This is a genomic window from Nocardioides panacis, from assembly GCF_019039255.1.
GTDB lineage: Bacteria > Actinomycetota > Actinomycetes > Propionibacteriales > Nocardioidaceae > Nocardioides_B > Nocardioides_B panacis.
On record NZ_CP077062.1, the window covers coordinates 700,065 to 724,095 of the forward strand.

27 protein-coding genes and 1 pseudogene are annotated in these 24,031 nt (G+C 71.3%); 25 read left to right on the forward strand and 3 right to left on the reverse strand.

The window, feature by feature from the left end; genetic code table 11:
* The first annotated feature begins 161 nt into the window (after positions 1-161).
* The 17 genes from rho (at position 162) to KRR39_RS03610 (ending at position 14,913) form a co-directional block, all read left to right on the forward strand.
* On the forward strand, positions 162-2,237 hold the full coding sequence (gene rho / locus KRR39_RS03530) for a transcription termination factor Rho (protein WP_216942334.1): 2,076 nt from the start codon (positions 162-164) through the stop codon (positions 2,235-2,237).
* A gap of 164 nt (positions 2,238-2,401) precedes the next feature.
* Complete coding sequence (rpmE, locus tag KRR39_RS03535) at positions 2,402-2,626, forward strand: 50S ribosomal protein L31 (protein WP_216940773.1); 225 nt, start codon at positions 2,402-2,404, stop codon at positions 2,624-2,626.
* A 79-nt stretch (positions 2,627-2,705) separates the two neighbouring features.
* Positions 2,706-3,788, forward strand: coding sequence for a peptide chain release factor 1 (gene prfA / locus KRR39_RS03540; protein ID WP_216940774.1), 1,083 nt, complete (start codon positions 2,706-2,708; stop codon positions 3,786-3,788).
* Positions 3,785-4,633, forward strand: a complete 849-nt coding sequence (gene prmC / locus KRR39_RS03545; protein WP_216940775.1) for a peptide chain release factor N(5)-glutamine methyltransferase — start codon at positions 3,785-3,787, stop codon at positions 4,631-4,633. Before prfA ends, prmC begins: the two co-directional genes overlap by 4 nt.
* Before the next feature lie 4 nt (positions 4,634-4,637).
* The gene (locus KRR39_RS03550; protein ID WP_367303705.1) at positions 4,638-5,324 is read left to right on the forward strand and encodes an L-threonylcarbamoyladenylate synthase; all 687 of its coding nucleotides are present in this window, start codon (positions 4,638-4,640) and stop codon (positions 5,322-5,324) included.
* A gap of 5 nt (positions 5,325-5,329) precedes the next feature.
* Entirely contained in the window at positions 5,330-6,463 is a 1,134-nt protein-coding gene (locus KRR39_RS03555; protein ID WP_216940776.1) for a glycosyltransferase family 4 protein, read from the forward strand.
* Positions 6,464-6,679: 216 nt separating this feature from the next.
* Entirely contained in the window at positions 6,680-7,099 is a 420-nt protein-coding gene (locus KRR39_RS03560; RefSeq protein ID WP_216940777.1) for a Cg1360 family ATP-synthase-associated protein, read from the forward strand.
* Positions 7,100-7,207: 108 nt separating this feature from the next.
* Complete coding sequence (locus tag KRR39_RS03565; RefSeq protein ID WP_254185485.1) at positions 7,208-7,363, forward strand: hypothetical protein; 156 nt, start codon at positions 7,208-7,210, stop codon at positions 7,361-7,363.
* Positions 7,364-7,394: 31 nt separating this feature from the next.
* On the forward strand, positions 7,395-8,171 hold the full coding sequence (atpB, locus tag KRR39_RS03570; protein WP_254185486.1) for a F0F1 ATP synthase subunit A: 777 nt from the start codon (positions 7,395-7,397) through the stop codon (positions 8,169-8,171).
* A gap of 79 nt (positions 8,172-8,250) precedes the next feature.
* On the forward strand, positions 8,251-8,436 hold the full coding sequence (gene atpE / locus KRR39_RS03575) for an ATP synthase F0 subunit C (protein WP_216942337.1): 186 nt from the start codon (positions 8,251-8,253) through the stop codon (positions 8,434-8,436).
* Positions 8,437-8,471: 35 nt separating this feature from the next.
* A complete protein-coding gene (locus tag KRR39_RS03580; protein ID WP_216940780.1) occupies positions 8,472-9,026 on the forward strand; it encodes a F0F1 ATP synthase subunit B in 555 nt (184 codons plus the stop codon).
* Positions 9,026-9,835: a F0F1 ATP synthase subunit delta gene (locus KRR39_RS03585; RefSeq protein ID WP_216940781.1), complete on the forward strand. Its 810-nt coding sequence runs from the start codon at positions 9,026-9,028 to the stop codon at positions 9,833-9,835. The genes KRR39_RS03580 and KRR39_RS03585 overlap by 1 nt, the downstream gene beginning before the upstream one ends.
* 54 nt (positions 9,836-9,889) lie before the next feature.
* Complete coding sequence (gene atpA, locus KRR39_RS03590) at positions 9,890-11,530, forward strand: F0F1 ATP synthase subunit alpha (protein ID WP_216940782.1); 1,641 nt, start codon at positions 9,890-9,892, stop codon at positions 11,528-11,530.
* Positions 11,531-11,533: 3 nt separating this feature from the next.
* Positions 11,534-12,472: a F0F1 ATP synthase subunit gamma gene (locus tag KRR39_RS03595; protein WP_216940783.1), complete on the forward strand. Its 939-nt coding sequence runs from the start codon at positions 11,534-11,536 to the stop codon at positions 12,470-12,472.
* A 5-nt stretch (positions 12,473-12,477) separates the two neighbouring features.
* The gene (gene atpD / locus KRR39_RS03600; RefSeq protein ID WP_216940784.1) at positions 12,478-13,935 is read left to right on the forward strand and encodes a F0F1 ATP synthase subunit beta; all 1,458 of its coding nucleotides are present in this window, start codon (positions 12,478-12,480) and stop codon (positions 13,933-13,935) included.
* A gap of 89 nt (positions 13,936-14,024) precedes the next feature.
* The gene (locus tag KRR39_RS03605) at positions 14,025-14,426 is read left to right on the forward strand and encodes a F0F1 ATP synthase subunit epsilon (protein ID WP_254185487.1); all 402 of its coding nucleotides are present in this window, start codon (positions 14,025-14,027) and stop codon (positions 14,424-14,426) included.
* Positions 14,427-14,475: 49 nt separating this feature from the next.
* Positions 14,476-14,913, forward strand: coding sequence for a DUF2550 domain-containing protein (locus tag KRR39_RS03610; protein ID WP_216940785.1), 438 nt, complete (start codon positions 14,476-14,478; stop codon positions 14,911-14,913).
* 99 nt (positions 14,914-15,012) lie between these two features.
* Here KRR39_RS03610 and KRR39_RS03615 read toward each other — a convergent pair whose 3' ends face one another.
* Positions 15,013-15,585 (reverse strand): cob(I)yrinic acid a,c-diamide adenosyltransferase, encoded by a 573-nt coding sequence (locus tag KRR39_RS03615; RefSeq protein ID WP_216940786.1) that lies wholly within the window; start codon positions 15,583-15,585, stop codon positions 15,013-15,015.
* A gap of 45 nt (positions 15,586-15,630) precedes the next feature.
* On the opposite strand from KRR39_RS03615, the gene murA reads away from it, so the two are divergent.
* The 8 genes and pseudogenes from murA (at position 15,631) to KRR39_RS03650 (ending at position 23,047) form a co-directional block, all read left to right on the forward strand.
* Positions 15,631-16,944: a UDP-N-acetylglucosamine 1-carboxyvinyltransferase gene (gene murA, locus KRR39_RS03620; protein ID WP_216940787.1), complete on the forward strand. Its 1,314-nt coding sequence runs from the start codon at positions 15,631-15,633 to the stop codon at positions 16,942-16,944.
* Positions 16,945-17,054: 110 nt separating this feature from the next.
* Positions 17,055-17,363 (forward strand): STAS domain-containing protein, encoded by a 309-nt coding sequence (locus KRR39_RS03625; protein ID WP_216940788.1) that lies wholly within the window; start codon positions 17,055-17,057, stop codon positions 17,361-17,363.
* Positions 17,364-17,420: 57 nt separating this feature from the next.
* A pseudogene (locus KRR39_RS03630) lies at positions 17,421-18,932 on the forward strand (methylmalonyl-CoA mutase family protein); the annotation flags it as partial.
* 63 nt (positions 18,933-18,995) lie between these two features.
* A complete protein-coding gene (locus KRR39_RS26625) occupies positions 18,996-19,442 on the forward strand; it encodes a cobalamin-dependent protein (protein ID WP_496113271.1) in 447 nt (148 codons plus the stop codon).
* Positions 19,443-19,505: 63 nt separating this feature from the next.
* The gene (locus KRR39_RS03635) at positions 19,506-20,006 is read left to right on the forward strand and encodes a hemerythrin domain-containing protein (RefSeq protein WP_216940790.1); all 501 of its coding nucleotides are present in this window, start codon (positions 19,506-19,508) and stop codon (positions 20,004-20,006) included.
* A 152-nt stretch (positions 20,007-20,158) separates the two neighbouring features.
* Entirely contained in the window at positions 20,159-21,466 is a 1,308-nt protein-coding gene (locus KRR39_RS03640; RefSeq protein ID WP_216940791.1) for an ATP-binding protein, read from the forward strand.
* Positions 21,467-21,515: 49 nt separating this feature from the next.
* Positions 21,516-22,106: a hypothetical protein gene (locus KRR39_RS03645; RefSeq protein ID WP_216940792.1), complete on the forward strand. Its 591-nt coding sequence runs from the start codon at positions 21,516-21,518 to the stop codon at positions 22,104-22,106.
* 14 nt (positions 22,107-22,120) lie between these two features.
* A complete protein-coding gene (locus KRR39_RS03650; RefSeq protein WP_216940793.1) occupies positions 22,121-23,047 on the forward strand; it encodes an FAD-dependent oxidoreductase in 927 nt (308 codons plus the stop codon).
* Here the strand turns inward: KRR39_RS03650 and KRR39_RS03655 are convergent.
* Together KRR39_RS03655 and nucS are read right to left on the reverse strand one after the other, a co-directional pair.
* Entirely contained in the window at positions 23,044-23,352 is a 309-nt protein-coding gene (locus KRR39_RS03655; protein ID WP_216940794.1) for a DUF952 domain-containing protein, read from the reverse strand. The two genes, KRR39_RS03650 and KRR39_RS03655, sit on opposite strands and share 4 nt — an antisense overlap.
* Positions 23,352-24,026, reverse strand: coding sequence for an endonuclease NucS (nucS, locus tag KRR39_RS03660; RefSeq protein WP_216940795.1), 675 nt, complete (start codon positions 24,024-24,026; stop codon positions 23,352-23,354). Before nucS ends, KRR39_RS03655 begins: the two co-directional genes overlap by 1 nt.
* Between the last annotated feature and the right edge of the window lie 5 nt (positions 24,027-24,031).

Genomic DNA, 24,031 nt, shown 5'->3' on the forward strand with positions numbered 1-24,031 from the left:
ACACCAGGTCGAGGAGCGGAACCACATTGAACGAGGCCGCCGGCGACGCCGGATCGGTCCGAACGTGGGAAGGACCTCACGTGAGCGAAACGACCACGACCCCTGCAGCCAGCGACTCCGAGCCCGCGGGCTCCAAGCGCCGTGCCGGCGGTCTGTCCGGCATGCTGCTGCCCGAGCTCAAGCAGATGGCGGGCGGCCTGGGCATCAAGGGCGTCGGCGCCCTGCGCAAGAGCCAGCTGATCGACGCCATCAAGGCCGCCCAGGCGGGCGGCGGCTCCGGCGGTGGCCCCGGCGGTGGCCCCGGCGGTGGCCAGGCGCAGTCCGGCGCCCCGACGGAGACCAAGCGGTCCCGCGGCACCACCCCGGCCGCCCAGGCCGAGGCCCCGAAGCAGGAGGCCCCGAAGCAGGAGGCCCCGAAGCAGGAGGCCCCGCGGGCCGAGTCCGCGCAGTCCGCCCCCGAGCCGCAGGCGCGCAGCGAGCGTCCCGCCCGCAGCGAGCGCCCGGCCCGGGGCGAGCGTCCCGTCGAGGAGCGGTCCGAGGACCGTTCCGGCGCGGACCGCAGCCGCGGCAACGAGCGGGCCGGCGAGCGCGGCAGTGAGCGCCCGAACGACCGCGGCGGCGACCAGGGCGCGGAGACCTCCGAGCGTGGCCCGCGCGGCCAGCAGAACGCCGGCACCCAGGGCGGTCAGCAGCACCAGGGCGGCAACCAGGGCAACCAGGGCGGCAACCAGGGCAACCAGGGCGGCAACCAGGGCAACCAGGGCGGCAACCAGGGCAACCAGGGCGGCCAGCAGAACCAGGGCGGCCAGCAGAACCAGGGCGGCCAGCAGAACCAGGGCAACCGCAACGACGACCGGGACGAGGAGGGCGGCCGCCGCAACCGGCGTCGCCGCGGCCGCGACCGCGCCGACCGCAACGACAACCGCTCCGACAACCGGAACGACGGGCGCAACGACGGGCGCAACGACGGCCGGGGCGACAACCGGAACGACGGGCGCAACGACGGCCGGAACGACGGGCGCAGCGACCGCAACGACCGGAGCAGCCGCGGCAGCCGCAACGAGCCCGACACCACGGTCCTCGAGGACGACGTCCTGGTGCCGGCCGCCGGCATCCTCGACGTGCTGGACAACTACGCCTTCGTGCGGACCAGCGGCTACCTGCCCGGCTCGGACGACGTCTACGTCTCCCTGTCGATGGTCCGCCGGCTCGGCCTGCGCCGCGGCGACGCGATCACCGGCCAGGTGCGCCAGCCCCGCGAGGGCGAGCGCAAGGAGAAGTTCAACCCGATGGTGCGCATCGACACCATCAACGGCGCCGACCCGGAGGCCGCCAAGGGCCGGGTCGAGTTCCAGAAGCTCACCCCGCTCTACGCCTCGGAGCGGCTGCGCCTCGAGACCGACTCGGCCAACCTGATCGGCCGCGTCATCGACATCGCCGCGCCGATCGGCAAGGGCCAGCGTGGGCTGATCGTGTCGCCCTCCAAGGCCGGCAAGACGATGATCATGCAGTCCATCGCGAACTCGATCACCACGAACAACCCCGAGTGCCACCTCATGGTGGTGCTGGTCGACGAGCGTCCCGAGGAGGTCACCGACTTCGAGCGCTCGGTCAAGGGCGAGGTCATCTCCTCGACGTTCGACCGGCCGGCCAGCGACCACACCGCGGTCGCCGAGCTGGCCATCGAGCGTGCCAAGCGCCTCGTCGAGCTCGGCCACGACGTGGTCGTGCTGCTCGACGGCATCACCCGGCTGGGCCGGGCGTACAACCTGGCCGCCCCGGCCAGCGGCCGGATCCTGTCCGGCGGCGTGGACTCCGCCGCGCTCTACCCGCCGAAGCGCTTCTTCGGTGCCGCCCGCAACATCGAGGACGGCGGCTCGCTGACGATCCTGGCCACCGCGCTGATCGAGAGCGGCTCGAAGATGGACGAGGTGATCTTCGAGGAGTTCAAGGGCACCGGCAACATGGAGATTCGGCTGCGCCGCGACTTCGCGGACAAGCGGATCTTCCCGGCGATCGACGCCGTGCAGTCCGGCACCCGCCGCGAGGAGCTCCTGATGAGCAAGGAGGAGCTGTCCATCGTCTGGAAGCTCCGCCGGGTGCTCTCGGGACTCGACAGCCAGCAGGCCCTCGAGCTGCTCCTCGAGCGGCTCAAGAAGTCCTCGAGCAACTACGAGTTCCTGACCCAGGTCCAGAAGACGACGCCGACCGTGAGCGGTCGCGGCGACAAGGACTAAGCCGGGACCGAGCGGGAAGAAACCGGCCCACCCCGCGGGTTGAGAAGGCTGCAGGGAGCCGATTGGCGCAGTGCCAGGGCTCCCTGGCAGACTGGATGGCTGGTTCCGGTTCACGTTCCCCGTGAGGGGACGACCCGGCGACCGAACCCCTCGAGAGGAAAACCATGAAGAAGAACACGCACCCGGAGTACACCGAGACCTCGGTGACCTGCACCTGCGGCAACACGTTCACCACCCGCAGCACCGTCAACAGCGGCACGATCCGCTCCGACGTGTGCTCGCAGTGCCACCCGTTCTACACCGGCAAGCAGAAGATCCTCGACACCGGCGGCCGCGTCGCCCGGTTCGAGAAGCGCTACGCCGCCAAGACGGCGGACGCGAAGAAGTAGCTCCAGCCGAGCGCCGGCCCCCGCAGCAGCGGAGGGTCGGCGCTCTGTCTGTGTCCGGACCCATCTGCGGGAGGCAAGCATGTTCGAGGCGGTCGAAGGACTGGTGACCGAGCACGGTGAGCTCGAGCACCGGCTCGCGGACCCGAGCATCCACGCCGACCAGGGTCTGGCCAAGCGGCTCAACCAGCGCTACGCCGAGCTGTCCGCGATCGTGCGCGCGTACGACGAGTGGCTGCGGCTCGGCGACGACATCGGGGCCGCCCGCGAGCTCGCCCACGAGGACGCCTCGTTCGCGGAGGAGGCCGAGGTGCTCTCCGAGCGACGGGTGGTCGCCGAGGAGCGGCTGCGGCACCTGCTGGTGCCCCGCGACGCCGCGGACTCCAAGGACGCGCTGCTGGAGATCAAGTCCGGCGAGGGCGGCGAGGAGTCGGCGCTGTTCGCCGGCGACCTGCTGCGGATGTACACCCGCTACGCCGAGCGGCGCGGCTGGAAGACCGAGCAGCTCGACGCCAACGAGTCCGACCTCGGCGGCTACAAGTCGGTCACGGTCGCGGTGAAGGCCAAGGGCACCCCCGAGCCCGGAGAGGCGCCCTACGCGCTGCTGAAGTTCGAGGGCGGCGTGCACCGCGTGCAGCGGGTCCCGGTCACCGAGAGCCAGGGCCGCGTGCACACCTCCGCGGCCGGCGTCCTGGTGATGCCGGAGGCCGAGCAGGTCGACGTCACCATCGAGGAGAAGGACATCCGGATCGACGTGTTCCGCTCGTCGGGCCCCGGCGGCCAGTCGGTGAACACCACCGACTCCGCGGTGCGGATCACCCACCTGCCGACCGGGATCGTGGTCAGCTGCCAGAACGAGAAGAGCCAGCTGCAGAACCGCGAGCAGGCGATGCGCATCCTGCGGGCCCGGCTGCTGCAGGCCGCCCAGGACACCGCGGACGCCGAGGCGTCGGACGCCCGCCGCTCGCAGGTCCGCACGGTCGACCGCTCGGAGCGGATCCGGACCTACAACTACCCCGAGAACCGGATCTCCGACCACCGCACCGGCTACAAGTCCTACAACCTCGACGCGGTCCTCGACGGCGACCTGGAGGCGGTCATCACCTCCTGCGTCGAGGCCGACCTCGCGACCCGGCTCGACGCGATCGAGTCCCAGACCTCGTGACCCGCGAGCTGGTCCGGCAGGCGGCGCTCCGGCTGGCCGACGCCGGCGTCGCGAGCCCCGACTTCGACGCCGCCGAGCTGCTCGCGCACGTCCTGGGCACCACCCGCTCGCGTCTCGGGCTGGTCGACGCGGTGACGCCCGAGCAGGCCGAGACGTACGACGCGCTGGTCACCCGCCGCGCCGCCCGCGAGCCGCTCCAGCACCTCACCGGGTCCGCCGCGTTCCGCTACGTCGAGCTCGCGGTGGGGCCCGGGGTGTTCGTCCCGCGCCCGGAGACCGAGCTGCTCGCCGGCTGGGCCGTCGAGCAGGCCGCGGCCGTGGTCGCCGCGGGCCGGGTGCCGGTCGTCGTCGACCTCTGCACGGGGTCCGGGGCGATCGCGCTCGCGGTCGCGACCGAGGTCCCCACGGCCGAGGTGCACGCCGTCGAGCTCGGCGACCCGGCGGTCGAGTGGGCGGCCCGCAACCTCTCCGGCACCGGCGTCGACCTGCGGCACGGCGACATGGCCGACGCCTTCCCCGACCTGGACGGCACCGTCGACGTGGTGGTCTGCAACCCGCCCTACATCCCGCTGGACGCCTACGAGTCGGTCGCCCCCGAGGCCAGGGACCACGACCCCGAGCTGGCGCTGTTCTCCGGCCAGGACGGCCTGGTCGCGATGCGGGTGGTGGAGCGGGTCGCGGCCCGCCTGCTGGTGCCCTCCGGCGTGGTCGGCGCCGAGCACGCCGACGCGCAGGGCAGCTCCGCGCCGGCGGTCTTCGTGGCCACCGGTCGCTGGTCCGACGTACGCGACCACGCGGACCTGGCAGGTCGCTCCCGCTTCGTGACCGCGCGACTGGCACGATGACGGGGTGCCAGACGTGATCGACGACCAGCCCGCCGCGCAGCGGTTCTCCACCGCCGAGGAGACCGAGCGGGAGGCAGGCATCGCGAACGCCGCCCTCGCGGTGCAGCGCGGGCAGCTCGTGGTGCTGCCGACCGACACGGTCTACGGGATCGGCGCCGACGCCTTCGACCCCGAGTCGGTGCGCCGGCTGCTGGCCGCCAAGGGCCGGGGCCGGGAGATGCCGCCCCCGGTGCTGGTGTCCGCGCCGACGACCCTCGACGCGCTCGCGGTCGGTGTCCCGTCGTACGCCCGGGCGCTGATCACCGAGCTGTGGCCCGGGCCGCTCACGCTGGTCTGCCGGCAGCAGCCCTCGCTGCAGTGGGACCTCGGCGACACCCGGGGGACCGTCGCGGTCCGGATGCCCGACCACGAGGTCGCCCTCGAGCTGCTCGCGCGCACCGGCCCGCTCGCCGTCAGCAGCGCCAACCGGACCGGGCTCCCGGCGGCCACGGACGCCGACCAGGCCGAGGCGATGCTCGGCTCGTCGGTCGCGGTCATCCTCGACGGCGGTCCGACGCCCGGCGCGCTGCCGTCCACCATCGTCGACGTCACCGGGCCGGCCGGCCGGGTGCTGCGGCTGGGTGCGGTCTCGCTCGAGCGGCTCAACGAGATCGTCGCGCCGCTCGGCGTCGAGATCTCCGACGAGGGCTAGGACCCGTGCGCGAGTACCTCACCGTCTTCCTGGTCGCCGCGGTCGTGACCTACCTGCTCGGCGTGGTGGCGCGCGAGATCGCGCTGCGGACCGGGGCGGTCGCCCGGGTCCGGGACCGCGACGTGCACGCCGTCCCGATCCCGTACTTCGGCGGGGTGGCGATGCTCGGGGGACTGGCGGCGGCGTACCTCGTGGCGCACCGGCTGCCGTTCCTCTCGCTCAGCGACAACCAGGTCTTCCACGACGCGAAGTTCGTGCTGATCGGCGGCGCGATGATCTGCCTGCTCGGGGTGCTGGACGACCTGTTCGAGCTGGACGCGCTGACCAAGCTCGGCGGCCAGGTGCTCGCCGCCGGCTTCCTGGTGATCAACCAGGTGCAGTTCTTCGCCATCCAGCTGCCGGGCCGCGGCCAGTTCAGCCTGGACAGCACGCAGGCGGCACTGATCAGCGTGGTGGTGGTGGTGGCGACCGTGAACGCGGTGAACTTCGTGGACGGCCTCGACGGCCTGGCCGCCGGCGTCGTGGGGATCGGCGCGGTGGCGTTCTTCGCCTTCGCCTACAAGCTCGCGGACGCCAACGACGAGACGCTCGCGATCAGCGCCGCCCTGCTCTGCGCCGCGCTCGGCGGGGCGTGCGCGGGGTTCCTGCCGCACAACTTCTTCCCGGCCCGGATCTTCATGGGCGACTCGGGCTCGATGCTGATCGGCCTGGTGCTGGCCGGCTCGGCGCTCAGCCTGACGGGCCAGTTCGCCACCGTGGACATGACCCAGGGCGCCGGCGGCTCGCAGGCCAGCCTGCTGCCCACGCTGCTGCCGATCATCCTGCCGATCTCGATCCTCGTGGTGCCGTTCGCGGACCTGGTGCTGGCGGTGATCCGGAGGACCCGGGCCGGCCGGTCGCCCTTCTCGCCCGACAAGGAGCACCTGCACCACCGGATGCTCGAGATCGGCCACTCGCACCGCCGCGCGGTGCTGATCATGTGGCTGTGGGCCGGGCTGATCGCGTTCGGGGGAGTGCTGGCCAGTCTCTACGCCAGCCCGCTGACCACGGCGGTGCTGGCCGTCTGGGTGGTGCTGACCGTGGTGCTCACCTTCGTGCTCCCCCCGCGTGCAGCGTCCACGGGTGACCGGCTGAGTTGACGGGCGATATCGCCTGGGTCAGGGTGGGATGCACCCTCTCGATTATCGGGTTGCCCGGACCTTGTGCTAGTTTTCACAAGCGCTCAGCAAACGCTCAGGAACTCCCGCTGGACGCCGCCCCCGCCCCGCCACAGATCGGCCGCCGACATGACGACCGCACGCGTGACCTCCGGGTCCACCGCCAGGCCTGACCGCCCGGCGACCGTAGGCGGACAAGTGCGCGCGGCCCTTCTCCTCACCGCCCTCCTCGGCCTGCTCGGCACCGGTCTCGGTGCGCTGCTCGGCGGCTCGCCCGCCGCCCTGGGTGCGGTCGTCGGCTTCGCGATGGTGCTGGTCTTCTTCGGCACCGGTGCCGTGGTGGTCAACGCGGTCGCCTCGGTCAGCCCGGCCGCCTCGATGCTCGTCGCGCTGCTGACCTACACGCTCCAGGTGGTGCTCGTGGGCGTGGTGTTCGCGGCCCTCGACCGCAGCGGAGCCCTGGACGGCCCGGTCGACCGGACCTGGGCGGGCGGGGCCGTCGTGGTCGCGACGCTGGTTTGGTTGGTGTCTCACATCATCTCCGTGACCCGGTCCCGGCAGCCCCTCTACGACCTCCCCGAGCGGCCCTCGGAGGGCCTGGACGCGAGTGCGCGATGACACTCCTTCACTGCTATTGTCCGGTGCGCGATGACTCAGCAGCATCCGCAGAAACCTCCACCCCGAGGCGGGGACCCCTGGCACGCGTACGGGTACATCGTCTCGGGAGTGTTCCTGTACGGCTTCCTGGGCTGGCTGGCCGACCGCTGGCTGGGCACCACGTTCCTGGTCGCGATCGGGATCCTGGTGGGCGCCGGGTTCGGCATCTACATGACCATTGCTCGGTTCGACGCTCTGCCTCGAAGGCAGAAAGAAGAGAAGTAGGGGTACCACGGTGAGCCTGGCAGGAAGTGTCGTGATCTCGACCGAGGAGTTCGTCCCCCCGGGGCCGGGCGACTTCGAGCTGCCCGACGTCTTCACGATCGCGGGCGTGGGCGTCACCAAGCCCATGCTCCAGCTCGTGCTGGCGGGCGTGCTGGTGTTCGGGTTCCTCTACCTGGCCTCGCGCAAGCGGGCGATGGTCCCCGGCAAGCTCCAGTTCGCCGGCGAGAGCGCCTACGGCTTCGTCCGCAACTCCGTGGCCCGCGACATCATCGGCAGCCACGACTTCATGCGCTTCGTGCCCTACCTGGTGACGGTCTTCTTCTTCATCCTGCTGAACAACTTCTTCGGCTCGATCCCGTTCATCCAGTTCCCGACGTTCTCGCGCTCGGGCATGGTCTACGGGCTCGCCGCGCTGTCCTGGATCGTCTACAACTACGTGGGCATCCGGAAGCACGGCTTCCTGGGCTACCTCAAGCTGCAGTGCGTCCCCGGCGGCATCACGGGCCCGATCCTGGCCCTGCTCATCCCGCTGGAGTTCATGTCGAACCTGATCGTGCGGCCGGTGACGCTGGCCCTGCGACTGTTCGCGAACATGTTCGCCGGCCACATCCTGATCCTGCTGTTCGCGGTCGGCGGCGAGTACCTCCTGGTGCACGGCGCCACGCTCATCAAGCCGGTCGGCATCCTTGCCTGGCTGCTCTTCATCGCGATCAGCTTCCTCGAGCTGCTGGTCCAGTTCCTGCAGGCCTACGTGTTCGTCCTGCTGAACGCCATGTACATCTCGGGCGCTCTCGCAGACGAGCACTGAGACGCTTCACCGCCCTACCTGATCGACAGACCTACAAGAGAAACCATCGAAGGGAACCATCGTGAACGGCAACCTGAACATGATCGGCTACGGCCTCGCCGCCATCGGCCCCGGTGTCGGCATCGGCCTGATCTTCGCCGCCTACATCAACGGTGTGGCTCGCCAGCCCGAGGCGCAGAGCCGCCTGCAGTCGATCGCCATCCTGGGCTTCGCGCTCGCCGAGGCGCTCGCCATCATCGGCATCGCGCTCGCGTTCGTTCTCTGATCACCGCCCCACGTCACTGACGAAGGACCAAGCTGATGAATCCGACCATCCTCGCGGCTGAGGCGGGACCGAACCCGCTGGCGCCGCACCTCGTGGAGATCATCCTTTCGCTGGTCGTCTTCGGTCTGCTGTTCCTCGCGGTCAAGAAGTGGATCGTCCCGAGCTTCGAGACGACGTTCGCCGACCGGACCGCCGCGATCGAGGGCGGTCTCCAGGCAGCCGAGACCAAGCAGGCCGAGGCCGACGCCAAGCTCGCCGAGCTCGAGAAGCAGCTCGGTGACGCGCGGCACGAGGCGGCGCGCATCCGCGAGGAGGCGCGTGAGCAGGGTGCTGCGATCGTCGCCGAGATGCGGGAGCAGGCGCAGTCCGAGGCGTCGCGCATCGTCGAGCACGCGCACACCCAGATCGAGGCGGAGCGCCAGCAGGCGGTCACCTCGCTCCGTGCGGAGGTCGGTTCGCTGGCCACGTCGCTCGCCGGGCGCATCGTCGGGGAGTCGCTGGACGACGAGGCTCGCCAGAGCCGGGTCGTCGAGCGCTTCCTCGCGGACCTCGAGAGCCAGCCGTCGGCGAGCGGGAACGGGGCACGCTGATGCAGGGCGCCTCCTCCGACTCGCTCCACGCACTGACCGAGGCCCTGGCCTCGGCGGTCGAGGGCGGCACGGACGCGTCGAAGATCGGCGACGACCTCTTCGGGGTCGCCGCGGTCCTCCGGCGCGAGCCCGGCCTGCGCCGGGTCGCGACGGACGTGTCCGTCTCGCCGGAGGCCAAGGCCGACCTGCTGCGCGGCATCTTCGCCGAGCAGATCGACCCCGCGTCGGCGGACCTGGTGGCTCAGGCAGCCGGTCGCCGCTGGGCCGCCTCCCGCGACCTCGCGGACGCCCTCGAGCACCTGGGCGTCGTCGCGGTCGTGCGGGGCGCCGAGCAGACGGGCAAGGCCGACGACCTCGAGAACGAGCTCTTCGCGTTCGAACGCCTGGTGTCGGGGAGCCCCGAGCTCCGCGACGCGCTCTCGGACCCCGCCCGCAGCACCGCCGACAAGCGCCGGCTGCTCAACGACCTGCTCGACGGCAAGGCCTCCTCGGCCACCGTCCGGCTGGCCGAGCAGGCCGTCGCCGGCACGCACCGCACCGTCGTGGTCGCGCTCGAGAGCTACCAGAAGGTGGCCGCCGAGCACCGCAACCGGCTGATCGCCACCGTCCGGGTGGCCCGCGGCCTCGCGGAGCACGACGCACAGCGCCTGCAGGACGCCCTGGCCCGTCAGTACTCCCGGCCGGTGCACCTCAACGTCGTCGTGGACCCCGACGTGATCGGCGGGGTGCGGGTGGCGATCGGTGACGACGTCATCGACGGCACCGTCGCGAACCGCCTCGACGACGCACGACGCCAGCTCGCCGGCTGACCGGCACCCCCCGACAACACAGCACGAGATACCCAAGAGAGCAGGGATGAGGAAATGACGGAGCTTTCGATCCGTCCGGAGGAGATCCGGGACGCACTCCAGCGGTTCGTGTCGGACTACAAGCCCGAGACGGCCAGCCGCGAAGAGGTCGGCAGGGTCGCGGAGGCCGGGGACGGCATCGCCCGCGTGTCCGGCCTGCCCTCCGCGATGGCCAACGAGCTCCTCGAGTTCGAGGACGGCACGCTGGGTATCGCGCAGAACCTCGACACCCGCGAGATCGGCGTCGTCATCCTCGGTGACTTCGACAAGATCGAGGAGGGCCAGACCGTCCGTCGTACGGGCGAGGTCCTCTCGGTCCCGGTCGGGGACAAGTTCCTCGGTCGCGTGGTCGACCCGCTCGGCACGCCCATCGACGGCCTCGGCGAGATCGAGAGCGAGGGCCGCCGCGCCCTCGAGCTCCAGGCTCCCGGCGTGATGGCCCGCAAGTCGGTGCACGAGCCGCTCGCCACCGGCATCAAGGCGATCGACTCGATGACCCCGATCGGCCGCGGCCAGCGCCAGCTCATCATCGGTGACCGCTCGACCGGCAAGACGACGATCGCGATCGACACGATCATCAACCAGAAGCAGTACTGGGAGACCGGCGACCCGGACAAGCAGGTCCGCTGCATCTACGTCGCCATCGGCCAGAAGGGCTCCACCATCGCCTCGGTGCGCGGTGCCCTCGAGGAGGCCGGCGCGCTGGAGTACACCACCATCGTGGCCTCCCCGGCGTCCGACTCCGCCGGCTTCAAGTACCTCGCCCCGTACACCGGCTCGGCCATCGGCCAGCACTGGATGTACGCCGGCAAGCACGTGCTGATCGTGTTCGACGACCTCACCAAGCAGGCCGAGGCGTACCGCGCCGTGTCGCTGCTGCTGCGCCGCCCGCCGGGCCGCGAGGCCTACCCGGGTGACGTGTTCTACCTGCACAGCCGGCTCCTCGAGCGCTGCGCGAAGCTGTCCGACGAGCTCGGCCACGGCTCGATGACCGGTCTGCCGATCATCGAGACCAAGGCCAACGACGTGTCGGCGTACATCCCGACCAACGTCATCTCGATCACCGACGGCCAGATCTTCCTGCAGTCGGACCTGTTCGCGTCCAACCAGCGCCCGGCCATCGACGTCGGTGTGTCGGTGTCGCGCGTGGGTGGTGCGGCGATGACCAAGGCGATGAAGAAGGTCACCGGCTCGCTCAAGGTCGACCTCGCGCAGTTCCGCGCGATGGAGGCGTTCGCGATGTTCGCCTCGGACCTCGACGCCGCGTCGCGCCAGCAGCTGGACCGGGGTCAGCGCCTGATGGCCCTGCTCCGCCAGCCGCAGTACTCGCCCTACCCGGTCGAGGAGATGGCTGCGTCGCTGTGGACCGGCACCACCGGTCGCCTGGACAAGGTCCCGGCCGACGACGTGCTGCGCTTCGAGTCCGAGTTCCTGGACTACCTGCGCCGCTCGCACGAGGGCATCCTGTCCGGCATCCGCGAGTCGCAGGACTTCACCGACGACACCGCCTCGGCGATGGAGGACGCGTACAACTCCTTCCTCGACCAGTTCGAGACCTCGGACGGGGACTCCATCAAGCCTGGCAAGGAGTCGCACGAGGCCCTCGAGGACGAGGACGTCGAGCAGGAGCAGATCGTCAAGCAGAAGCGGGGCTGACCGATGGCCGTATCGCTGCGTGAGTACCGCGCGCGGATCAAGTCGACGGAGTCGATGAAGAAGATCACGCGCGCCATGGAGCTCATCGCTGCGTCTCGCATCATCAAGGCGCAGCAGCGGGCCCAGGCGGCCGCGCCGTACGCCCGTGAGCGGACCCGTGCGGTCTCGGCGGTCGCTACGTACTCCAACGTGGAGCACGCCCTGACCACCGAGCCGGAGAACCCGAAGCGGGCCGCGATCCTGGTCGTCACCAGCGACCGGGGTCTGGCGGGCGCGTACTCCTCGGCGGTGCTCAAGGAGTCCGAGCGTCTCGCGGAGAAGCTGCGCGGGGAGGGCAAGGAGGTGAGCACCTACGTCTCCGGACGCAAGGGCGTCGCCTACCTCACCTTCCGGCAGCGGGCGATCGTGCAGAGCTGGACCGGGTTCTCCGACCAGCCGACGTACGACGTGGCACGCGAGATCGGGGACGCGCTGATCACGGCGTTCCTCGCCGGCGAGGACCACCCCGAGATCGAGCTCGCGGAGGGCGCCCAGGACGTCGACGAGGTGCACGTGGTCTACACGCGCTTCAAGTCGATGCTCGTCCAGGAGCCCACCGCGGTGCGGCTGCTGCCCCTCGAGATCGTCGAGGGCGAGGCGAAGCCCGACCGCGACGAGGTGCTGCCGCTCTACGAGTTCGAGCCGAGCCCCGCCGAGGTGCTCGACACCCTGCTCCCGCGCTACGTCCAGAGCCGGATCTACTTCGCGCTGCTGCAGGCCGCCGCCTCCGAGCTGGCTGCCCGGCAGCGCGCGATGAAGTCCGCCACGGACAACGCCGACGAGCTGATCAAGAAGTACACCCGTATTGCCAACCAGGCCCGCCAGGCCGGTATTACCCAGGAAATCAGCGAGATCGTCGGTGGCGTGAACGCGCTGGCCGACGCGACTGCCGGGAGTGAGTGAGAGACATGACTGCCACGACTGAAGAACGAGGCACCGAGATCACCGAGGGTGGTGTCGGCCGCATCGCGCGCGTCATCGGCCCCGTGGTCGACATCGAGTTCCCCGCGGACGCGATGCCCGAGATGTACAACATGCTCAAGACCGAGCTGGAGCTGGGCGGCGAGAAGAAGACGCTGACGCTCGAGGTCGCGCTGCACATCGGCGACGGCATGGTCCGGGCGCTGTCCCTGCAGCCCACCGACGGCCTGGTCCGCGGTGCGCAGGTACAGGACACCGGCGGCCCGATCACGGTCCCCGTCGGCGACATCACCAAGGGTCACGTGTTCAACGCGACCGGTGACTGCCTGAACCTCACCGAGGGCGAGCACTACGAGGTCAAGGAGCGGTGGGGCATCCACCGCAAGGCTCCGGCCTTCGACCAGCTCGAGTCGAAGACCAAGATGTTCGAGACCGGCATCAAGGTCATCGACCTGCTGACGCCCTACGTCGAGGGCGGCAAGATCGGCCTGTTCGGCGGCGCCGGCGTCGGCAAGACGGTGCTCATCCAGGAGATGATCGCCCGCGTCGCCAAGGACCACGGCGGTGTGTCGGTGTTCGCCGGTGTCGGCGAGCGCACCCGTGAGGGCAACGACCTCATCGTCGAGATGGAGGAGGCCGGCGTCATCGGCCAGACCGCCCTCGTCTTCGGCCAGATGGACGAGCCGCCGGGCACCCGCCTGCGGGTCGCGCTGTCCGCGCTGACGATGGCGGAGTACTTCCGCGACGTGCAGAACCAGGACGTGCTGCTCTTCATCGACAACATCTTCCGGTTCACGCAGGCCGGTTCCGAGGTGTCCACGCTGCTCGGCCGCATGCCGTCCGCCGTGGGCTACCAGCCGAACCTCGCCGACGAGATGGGTGTGCTCCAGGAGCGGATCACCTCGACGCGTGGACACTCGATCACCTCGATGCAGGCGATCTACGTGCCCGCCGACGACTACACCGACCCGGCCCCGGCCACCACGTTCGCGCACCTCGACGCGACCACGGAGCTGTCGCGCGAGATCGCGTCGCTCGGCATCTACCCGGCCGTGGACCCGCTGACCTCCACGTCGCGGATCCTGGACGCGCAGTACATCGGCGACGACCACTACAAGACCGCGATCCGGATCAAGCAGATCCTCCAGCGCAACAAGGAGCTGCAGGACATCATCGCGATCCTGGGTGTCGACGAGCTGTCCGAGGAGGACAAGATCGTCGTCTCGCGGGCCCGCCGCATCCAGCGGTTCCTGTCGCAGAACACCTACGTCGCCAAGCAGTTCACCGGCATCGAGGGCTCGACCGTCCCGATCGGGGACACCATCGAGGCGTTCACGAAGATCGCCGACGGCGACTACGACCACGTCGCCGAGCAGGCCTTCTTCATGTGCGGTGGCCTCGACGACGTCGAGAAGCGCTGGGCCGAGATCCAGAAGAACCTCTGAGTCCTCGGAGTTCCTGCTGGTTCCACCGGGTCCGCCCCGCACCGCGGGGCGGACCCACCCCAAGTCAGAGCAACGATTGAGGAGTCCGCGTGAGTGACGACCTGATGCAGGTTGAGCTGGTCGCCGCCGATCGGCTGGTCTGGTCGGGCGAGGCCAAGATGGTGATCGCCCGCACCACCGAGGGCGACGTCGGCATCCTGCCCAACCACGCGCCGATGCTGTCCACGATGGTGCACGGCCTCGTCGACGTGACGACCTCCGACAACGAGACCTGGATCGCCGCGGTCGACGCCGGCTTCCTGTCGGTGGCCAACAACCGGATCTCGATCCTGGCCGAGCACGCCGAGATGTCCCACGACATCGACCTCGAGCGGGCCCGCACCGACCTGGAGCGCTGCCGCAGCGAGGGCGCCGGGGACGACGAGGCCGTCGAGAAGGCCGAGGAGGCCTGGGCCGAGGCCCGGGTCCGGGCGGCCGAGCGCGCGTCCTGACCCAGCCCGTCCCCGAGATCCCTCCGTGTGCATGGAAATGAGGCGATAGATGCCGTTGTGGGAGTGGCTGGTGGACTCCGTCGGGGTCCTGCTGTTCCTGCTGCTGCTCTACGGCCTCTGCCTGGTCGTCCGCCGCCGGTGGATCTCGCGCAACGGTGGCACGTTCGAGTTCAGCGTCCGCGTCCGGTCCGGTAGGGCCGGACGCGGCTGGATTCTCGGCGTCGGTCGCTACTCCGGCGGCCTGCTCGAGTGGTTCCGGATCTTCTCGCTCGCGCCGCGGCCGCGGTACTCCTACCAGCGCGCGGAGCTCGAGTACGTCGGGCGCCGCGACCCCGTGGGCGTCGAGTCCTACTCGCTGTACTCCGGTCACATCATCGTGACCTGCAAGACCCCGTCCGGCCCGCTCGAGGTGGCGATGAGCCCCGACGCGCTGACCGGGTTCCTGGCCTGGCTCGAGGCCGCCCCGCCCGGCCAGCGCCGCCGCTGACGCCGTGCAGGCAGAGTCACCTGTCCTGTCGGGAGGTGGCATCGGCCACGCGCGTCCACAGCCGGGCTGCTCGGGAGAGCTACCGGTCCTGCGGCGCCGTCAGCGCTCGCCGCCCGGCTTCCAGAGCACGTCGCCGGTCGCCCGGTTGGCGTGCCGGGCCAGGATGAACAGCAGGTCCGAGAGCCGGTTGAGGTACTTGATCGCCAGCACGTTCATCGTGTCGGCGTGCTCCTCGTAGGCCGCCCAGGCCGACCGCTCCGCCCGGCGTACGACGGTCCGGGCGACGTGCAGGTGCGCGGCGCCGGGGGTGCCGCCGTTGAGGATGAAGGACCGCAGCTTGGGCAGGTCCTCGTTGTACTGGTCGCACCAGGCCTCGAGCCGGTCGACGTACGCCTGCTCGATGCGCAGCGGCGGCCACTCGGGGTTCTCCACGACGGGCGTGCAGAAGTCGGCGCCCACGTCGAAGAGGTCGTTCTGGACCGTGGTGAGCAGCGTGACCACCTCGTCCTCGAGGCCGCCGGTGGTCAGCGCGACGCCGAGGTGCGCGTTGGCCTCGTCGACGTCGGCGTAGGCCCGCAGCCGCAGGTCGTTCTTGGTCGTGGTGCTCATGTCGCCGAGCTTGGTCTCGCCGGCGTCGCCGGTCCGGGTGTAGATGCGCGTGAGGTTGACCATGCCCACACCCTAGGCGCGCCCGGGGCGCCCACTAGCATCAGCCTGATGCAAGGATTCCAGGTCCGGTCCGAGGGGCCGCTCTCGCACCCGTTGCGCGGCACCGCGCACGTCGGCGGCGCCAAGAACAGCGCGCTGAAGCTGATGGCGGCCGCGCTGCTGGCGGAGGGCCGCACCCGGGTCACGAACGTCCCGGACATCCTCGACGTGCACGTGATGGCCCGGCTGCTCGAGGAGCTCGGCTGCACGGTCGCGGTCGAGCACCCCGGCCGGGTGGTCGACGCGAACCCCAGCGGGACGGTCACCATCGACGTGCCCGCCGAGCTCGGGCACGTGGCGCCCTACGACTTGGTGCGCCGGCTGCGGGCCTCGATCAGCGTGCTCGGCCCGCTGGTGGCCCGCTGCGGCCGGGCCCGGGTCGCGCTGCCGGGCGGCGACAACATCGGCTCGCGGGGCCTGGACATGCACATGACCGGGCTGACCGAGCTCGGCGCGGAGGTCCGCATCGAGCACGGCTTCGTGGTCGCCGAGGTGGCCGGCCGGCTGACCGGCACCAACCTGTGGCTGGACTTCCCGAGCGTCGGCGCCACCGAGAACCTGCTGATGGCCTCCGTGCTCGCCGACGGTACGACGGTCATCGACAACGTCGCGCGCGAGCCGGAGATCATCGACCTGTGCGAGATGCTCGTCGAGATGGGCGCGATGATCGAGGGCGTCTCCACCTCGACGCTGACCGTGCACGGGGTCCCGCGGCTGCGGCCCGTCGAGCACGCCACGGTCACCGACCGCATCGTGGCCGGCACCTGGGCCTTCGCGGCGGCCATCGCAGGGGGAGAGCTCACCGTGCACGGCGGCCAGGCCAGGCACCTCGACATCGTGCTGGACAAGCTCGTCTCGGCGGGGGCGATGGTCAGCGAGCTCGAGACCGGGTTCCACGTGCACGTGGACGACCGGCTCGCCGCGTTCGACGTGGTGACGCTGCCCTACCCGGGCTTCCCGACCGACCTGCAGCCGTTCTCGATGGCGCTGGCGGCGGTCAGCGACGGCACCGCGATGATCACCGAGAACGTCTTCGAGGCGCGCTTCATGTTCGCCCAGGAGCTCGCCCGCCTCGGCGCCGAGCTGCGCACCGACGGGCACCACGCGGTGGTGCGCGGCCGGCCGGTGCTGTCCGGGGCGCCGGTGGTCGCGCACGACATCCGGGCCGGTGCGGCGCTGGTGCTCGCGGGCATGGCCGCGCAGGGCACGACGACCGTCGCGGAGTCCCAGCACATCGACCGCGGCTACCCGTACTTCGTGGAGATGCTCTCCGGTCTCGGGGCGGACGTCTGCCGGGTCGACGTACCCGATCTCCAGGCGTGACCTGCGACACACCCGTCACTCCTGCGACGCAACCTTTCGGCCCGCTCGTACGTCATAGTGGGTGCGAGGGTCGGCCACGGGGGGTCGGCCCGCTGCGGAGGGAGCGACGGGTGCTCGTCACCACCGAAGGTCCGACGATGCGTCTCGGCGGCCGGTTCGACGGCCGGTCCACCAGCGAGGTCCGGGACCTGCTCGTCGCCCAGATGAGCGCCCACCACGACGTGGTCGTGGACATGACCGACGTGGAGTCCGTCGACGCGACCGCGCTGCGGCTGCTCGCCGCGGCCAGCGCCCGGATGGAGCGCGAGGGCCGCACCCTCACCCTGCGGGGCGTGTCGCCGGCCCTGCGCCGGGTGATCGCCTTCACCCGGCTGCGGCGCTGGATCAGCGTCGAGCGGGCCGCCACCCCTGTCGCCTAGGTTCCCGAGTGGAGTAGTTCACACCCGGTTACCGAGCGGTCACATCCGCCGTACTCTCGGGCCATGAACGAGAAGAAGGACCGTCCGTGGGTGATGCGGACGTACGCCGGCCACAGCTCGGCCACCGAGTCCAACGCGCTCTACCGCAAGAACCTCTCGAAGGGGCAGACCGGCCTGTCGGTCGCCTTCGACCTGCCGACCCAGACCGGCTACGACCCGGACCACCCGCTGGCCCGCGGCGAGGTGGGCAAGGTCGGCGTCCCGGTCCCGCACCTCGGGGAGATGCGCCGGCTGTTCACCGACATCCCGCTGGACACGATGAACACCTCGATGACGATCAACGCCACCGCGATGTGGCTGCTCGCCCTCTACCAGGTGGTGGCCGAGGAGCAGGCGCTCGAGGCGGGCGCCACCGAGGACGACTTCGAGCAGGTGCACGGGAAGCTCGCGGGCACCACCCAGAACGACATCATCAAGGAGTACCTCTCCCGCGGCACCTACGTGTTCCCGCCCGAGCACTCGCTGCGGCTGACCAGCGACCTGATCTCCTACACCGTCAACCACATCCCGAAGTGGAACCCGATCAACATCTGCAGCTACCACCTGCAGGAGGCCGGCGCGACGCCGACGCAGGAGCTCGCCTACGCGCTGTGCACCGCGATCGCCGTGCTCGACACCGTGCGCGACTCGGGACAGGTCGCCCCCGAGGACTTCCCCACCGTGGTCGGACGGATGTCCTTCTTCGTCAACGCCGGCGTGCGGTTCGTCGAGGAGATGTGCAAGATGCGCGCCTTCGTGCGGCTGTGGGACGAGATCACCCGCGAGCGGTACGGCGTCGAGGACGACAAGATGCGCCGCTTCCGGTACGGCGTCCAGGTGAACAGCCTGGGGCTCACCGAGGCGCAGCCAGAGAACAACGTGCAGCGGATCGTCCTGGAGATGCTCGGTGTCACGCTGTCCAAGGACGCCCGGGCCCGCGCCGTCCAGCTGCCGGCGTGGAACGAGGCCCTCGGGCTGCCCCGGCCCTGGGACCAGCAGTGGTCGCTGCGGCTGCAGCAGGTGCTGGCCTTCGAGTCCGACCTGCTGGAGCACGACGACCTGTTCGAGGGGTCGAAGGTCGTCGAGGCCAAGGTCGAGGAGCTGGTCACCGGGGCCCGCGCCGAGATGGACCGGGTGCAGGCGATGGGCGGCGCCGTCGCGGCCGTCGAGTCCGGCTACATGAAGCAGGCGCTGGTCTCCTCGCACGCCGCCCGCCGGGGTCGCATCGAGTCCGGCGAGGACCGGGTCGTCGGCGTGAACTGCTACCAGACCACCGAGCCGTCCCCGCTGACCGCGGACCTCGACACCGCGATCCAGTCGGCCGACCCCGAGGCCGAGCGGTCCGCGCTCGAGGGCCTGCGGCAGTGGCGCGAGCAGCGCGACGCGGCCGCCGTCGAGGCGGCCCTGGCCGGGCTGGTCGAGGCCGCCACGTCGGGCGCCAACCTGATGGAGGCGACCCTGGTCGCGGCCCGGGCCGGTGCGACGACGGGGGAGTGGGCCGGTGCGCTGCGCGGGGTCTTCGGCGAGTTCCGGGCGCCCACCGGTGTGTCGGGGGCCGTCGGGGTGGCCGACGCCGGCGCCGACCTGACGAAGGTGCGTGAGGACGTCCGCCGTACGGGGGAGGAGCTCGGCAGCCGGCTCCGGCTGCTGGTCGGCAAGCCGGGCCTGGACGGTCACTCCAACGGCGCCGAGCAGGTCGCGGTGCGCGCCCGGGACGCCGGGTTCGAGGTCGTCTACCAGGGCATCCGGCTGACGCCCGAGCAGATCGTGGCCGCCGCGGTGGCCGAGGACGTGCACTGCGTCGGCCTCTCGATCCTGTCGGGGTCGCACATGGAGCTGGTGCCGGCGGTGCTGGACGGCATGCGCGAGCACGGCATCGAGGACGTGCCGGTGGTGGTGGGCGGGATCGTGCCGTCGGGCGACGCGGCACGGCTCAAGGAGATGGGCGTCGCGGCGGTGTTCACCCCCAAGGACTTCGGCCTTACCGAGATCATGGCGGGCATCCTGGGAACGATCCGCCGCGCGAACTCGCTGGCCTGACATACCGGGTGCGGTCCTGGGTACCGGCAAGGACCAATCCCCTCACGTCACCCCAGGAGAAACATGTCGACCGACGCCATCGTCCTGCTCAAGGCCGACCACAAGGAGATCCGCAAGGTGTTCTCCGACTTCGAGAAGGCCGGCGAGAACGCGAACGCGGCCAAGGGCAAGCTCGTGAACAAGATGATCGAGCTGCTCACGGTGCACACCTACATCGAGAACGAGGTGATGTACCCCCGCGTCCGTGCGCTGCTGCCCGAGCTCGAGGACGACGTGCTGGAGTCCTACGAGGAGCACCACGTCGCCGACCTGCTGGTCGTCGAGCTGGCGGCCCTGAAGCCGACCGCCGAGCGGTTCACCGCCAAGACCACGGTGCTCATCGAGAACGTCCGGCACCACATGGACGAGGAGGAGCAGGACTGGTTCCCCCAGGTCCGCGCCGGGCTGGGACGCGCCACCCTGCAGCAGATCGGGGCCGAGATGGTCGAGGCCCGCAAGAAGGCGCCGCGCAAGCCCTCCCAGCCCAGCGCGCTGAAGAAGACGATCGACGCCGTGATCGCCTAAAGTCTCGTCTGTGGACGACTCCGGTCTGGGCAGAGGTGGGCAAAGCGCACCCAGAAGCGTGACTCGGCTCGCAAACAGGGCCAGAATGCTTCGGTGGGGACGGCGGCTCGGGCCCGTCCGCGCACCGTCATCGGTCGGGGGAGCTTGAGCAGGTGGGTCTGACGTCCAGCGTCACCGGGCACGGCTCGTTCGAGGCGCGGCTCCCGCCGCAGCCCACGAGCGTCGCCGAGGCGCGCTCGCTGATGCGCGGCCTGCTCGGGCAGACCGGCCGCGCGGACCTCGTGGAGACCGCGGTGCTGCTGGTCAGCGAGGTGGTCACCAACGCGCTCCTGCACGCCGGCACCGACATCGACCTCGCCGCGGTGCTCGGCGTGGACGGGCTCCGGGTCGAGGTCGGGGACGGCAGCCCGCACCTCCCGTCCCGACGCCGGTACGCCGCGACCGCGGGCACCGGGCGCGGGCTGCTGATGCTCGAGTCGATGGTCGACGACTGGGGCGTCACCCGGCGCCCGGGCGGCAAGGTCGTGTGGTTCCGGATCTCCGGTCCCGACCTGGACCTCGAGGACCCGGTCGAGCTGCGCGGGGACCGCGCCGGCCGCTCGGACGGCCGGCGCGACAACGTGGCGGTGGAGCTGCGCAACGTGCCCCTGCTGCTGCACGCCGCCTGGCAGGAGCACGCCGAGGCGCTGCTGCGCGAGTACCTCCTGGCCAGCCTCGACGAGCCGGGCGGCCAGGACCCGATCCAGATGCACGCCGACGCCACCGACGCGATCGCCGTGCTCGAGGAGCACATCCCGCGGACCGGGGTGGAGATGGTGGCCGACGCGCTGATGGACGACGCCCTCGAACCGGGCGTGTCGGCCGCGGTGATCCGGGTGCCGGTGCCCCGCGCCTCGGTCTCGCACTTCGCCACCCTCGACCGGGCGATCGAGGCGGCGCTGGACCTGTCCCGCGAGGGGCTGGTGCTGACCCCGCCGACCCAGCCGGAGGTGCAGGCGTTCCGCAAGTGGATCTGCCGGCAGGTGCTCAGCCAGGCTTCCGGGGCACGTCCCGAGCCGTGGCAGGTGCCGGCCGACGCCGTCGGCGCGATGGTCCTCCCCGAGGGCTGGGACCCGACGGTCGTCACCCGGGCCGCGCACGGCCTGATCGCCGCCGACGCGACGAGCCGGATCCTCGCGGTCAGCGCCGCGGCGGCCACGCTCCTGGGGTACGACGACCCGGTCGAGCTGGTCGGGAGGCGGATCGTCTCGATCGTGCCGGAGCGCTACCGGCAGGCGCACGTCGCGGGCTTCACGATGTACCTCCTGGTCGGCCGCAAGCCGCTGCTCGACCGGCGGGTGCAGATCCCCGCGCTGCGCCGGGACGGCACCGAGGTCGAGATCGAGCTGACCGTGCGCTCGCCGGGGATCGGCACCGGGCAGTCGGTGCTGCTGGCCGACATCCGGCCCGCCCGGCGTTGACCCGGCTGGCTATCGTCGGGAGGGGGGCCGTCGTGACCGGGAGGTGGGAGTGCTCAGGCGTACGCCGCTGCTCGTCCTGGCCGCCTCCGCCGCCCTGCTGACCGGGTGCCACGACCAGCCGGCCCCACGCCCCGCTGCGGCTCCCAGCGGCCAGGTCACGCCGGCGCTCGGCGGACGGCTGGCGGCCGCCCACCGGCCCCCGGACCGGCCGATGAACCGGCTCGAGCGCCCGGTGCACGCGCGGCTGGCGGCCCAGGTCGCCGGCCAGGGCCTCACGCTGACCTACCTGGACTGCCCGCCCTGGGACGGCACCGTGCCCAGCCGGATGACCTGCACGGCGTACGTCGACGGGGTGCTCGCCCGGGTCGCGGTGCACCTCAAGGCGGCCGTGGAGGGCAAGGCGGTCAGCTTCGACGCGAAGCTGCTCGACGGCGTCATCGCCACCCGCAACCTGGAGGCCACCCTGCGGCGGCAAGGCTGGCAGCGCGCCGACTGCGGTGACGCGCCCGCCTACCCCGCCACCGTGGGCAGCCGGATCGTCTGCCGCGTGACCGGCTCCGCCGGCGGCCGCTACGTCCAGGCCACCGTCACCGAGCGCTCCGGAGCCGTGATGATCGCCGACTACCGGGCCCGGTCCTAGGGCAGACTCTCCCCATGGCCAGGGTCGTCGTCGTCGGTGCGGGTGTGGTGGGGCTGTCGTGCGCGGTGCGGCTGCTGGAGGCCGGGCACCGGGTCGACGTGGTCGCCCGGGACCTGCCGCTGGAGACGACGTCGGCGGTCGCCGCGGCGCTGTGGTACCCGTACCGCGCGTTCCCGCACGAGCGGGTCGCCGGCTGGTCGGAGGCCACCTACCGGGCCCTCGACGACCTGTCCGGCGTGGACGGCACCGGCGTCCGGATGCTCCCCGGGACCGAGCTGCACCACACGCGGCAGGCGGACCCCTGGTGGCGGGACGCCGTGCCCGAGCTGACCCGGGTGACCGGCCTCGAGCCGCCGTACGCCGACGGCTGGTCGTTCGTCTCCCCGGTCGTGGAGATGCCGGTCTACCTGCCCTGGCTGGCGGCCCGGGTCGAGGAGCTGGGCGGCACGCTGACCCGGATGGCGCTCACCGCGCTGCCGGACCACGCCGAGGTGGTGGTCAACGCGACCGGCCTCGGCGCCCGGCGGATGGCCGATGACCCGTCCCTGCTGCCGGTCCGCGGCCAGGTCGTGTACGTCGAGCAGGTCGGCCTGGACCGGTGGTGGCTGTCCTCGGGCGCCGAGGGCGGACCGGTCTACGTGGTGCCGCGCTCGCGGGACGTCGTGGTCGGCGGCACGGACGACGAGGGGGAGTGGGACCGGCGCCCGGACCCGGACGTGGCCAAGCGGATCCTCGCGCGGGCCGTCGAGGTGGTGCCCGCGCTCCGCCGGGCCCGGGTCCTGGGCCACCGGGTGGGGCTGCGGCCTGCGCGCCCCGCCGTACGCCTGGAGGTCGAGGTCGCCGACGGCCGGCGGGTCGTGCACTGCTACGGGCACGGGGGCGCCGGCGTGACCCTGTCGTGGGGCTGCGCCGACGAGGTCGCGGCGCTGGTCGGCGCCTAGGACCGCCGTACGTCGACCACGGCGGCGAGGTCCACCGGCCCGTAGACGTGCGGGTAGGCCTGGTCCGCCCCGGCGAGCTGCTCGCTGCGCCACGGGGAGGTCAGCAGGTCGGTGTCGATCTCCAGCAGCAGCACGTCGTCGAGGTCGGAGAACCACAGCGCGTGGACGCCCTCGACCTGGTGCGCCTCGGAGCAGTGCACGAAGCCCTCCTGCTCGAGGCTCCGGCCGCGCGTGGAGGTCGTGTAGCTGCCGGACTCGCGGGCCGCCGCCCAGGCCTCGGGCGTGGTGAGGTGGAAGATCCGCATCAGAACAGCCGCTCGGTGGGGTCGTCCATGCCGCGCAGCGCGTCGTAGTCCACCACCGCGCAGGCGATCCCGCGGTCGGTGGCCAGCACCCGCGCCTGGGGCTTGATCTCCTGGGCCGCGAAGATGCCGCGCACCGGGCGCAGCTGGGGGTCCCGGTTGAGCAGCTCGAGGTAGCGGGTGAGCTGCTCGACGCCGTCGATCTCGCCGCGGCGCTTGATCTCCACCGCCACGGACCTCCCCTCGGCGTCGCGGCACATCAGGTCCACGGGGCCGATCGCGGTGGGGAACTCGCGGCGTACCAGCGTCAGGCCCTCGGCAAGGGTCGCCGGGTGCTCGGCGAGCAGCTCCTGGAGGTGCTTCTCCACGCCGTCCTTCTGCAGGCCGGGGTCGACGCCGAGGTCGTGGGCGCTGTCGTGCAGCACCTCCTCCAGCAGGATCCGCAGCGTGTCGCCGTCCTTGCCCGTGACCAGCCACTCGGGCACGCCCTCCTCGCTGGTGCCCTCGGCGACCTTGCAGGGCGGGGACATCCAGTTCAGCGGCTTGTAGGAGCCCCCGTCGGAGTGCACCAGCACCGACCCGTCGTTCTTGCGCATGATCACGCGCGTCGCCATCGGCAGGTGGGCGGTCAGCCGGCCTGCGTAGTCGACCTGGCAGCGCGCAACGACGAGTCTCACGAGGC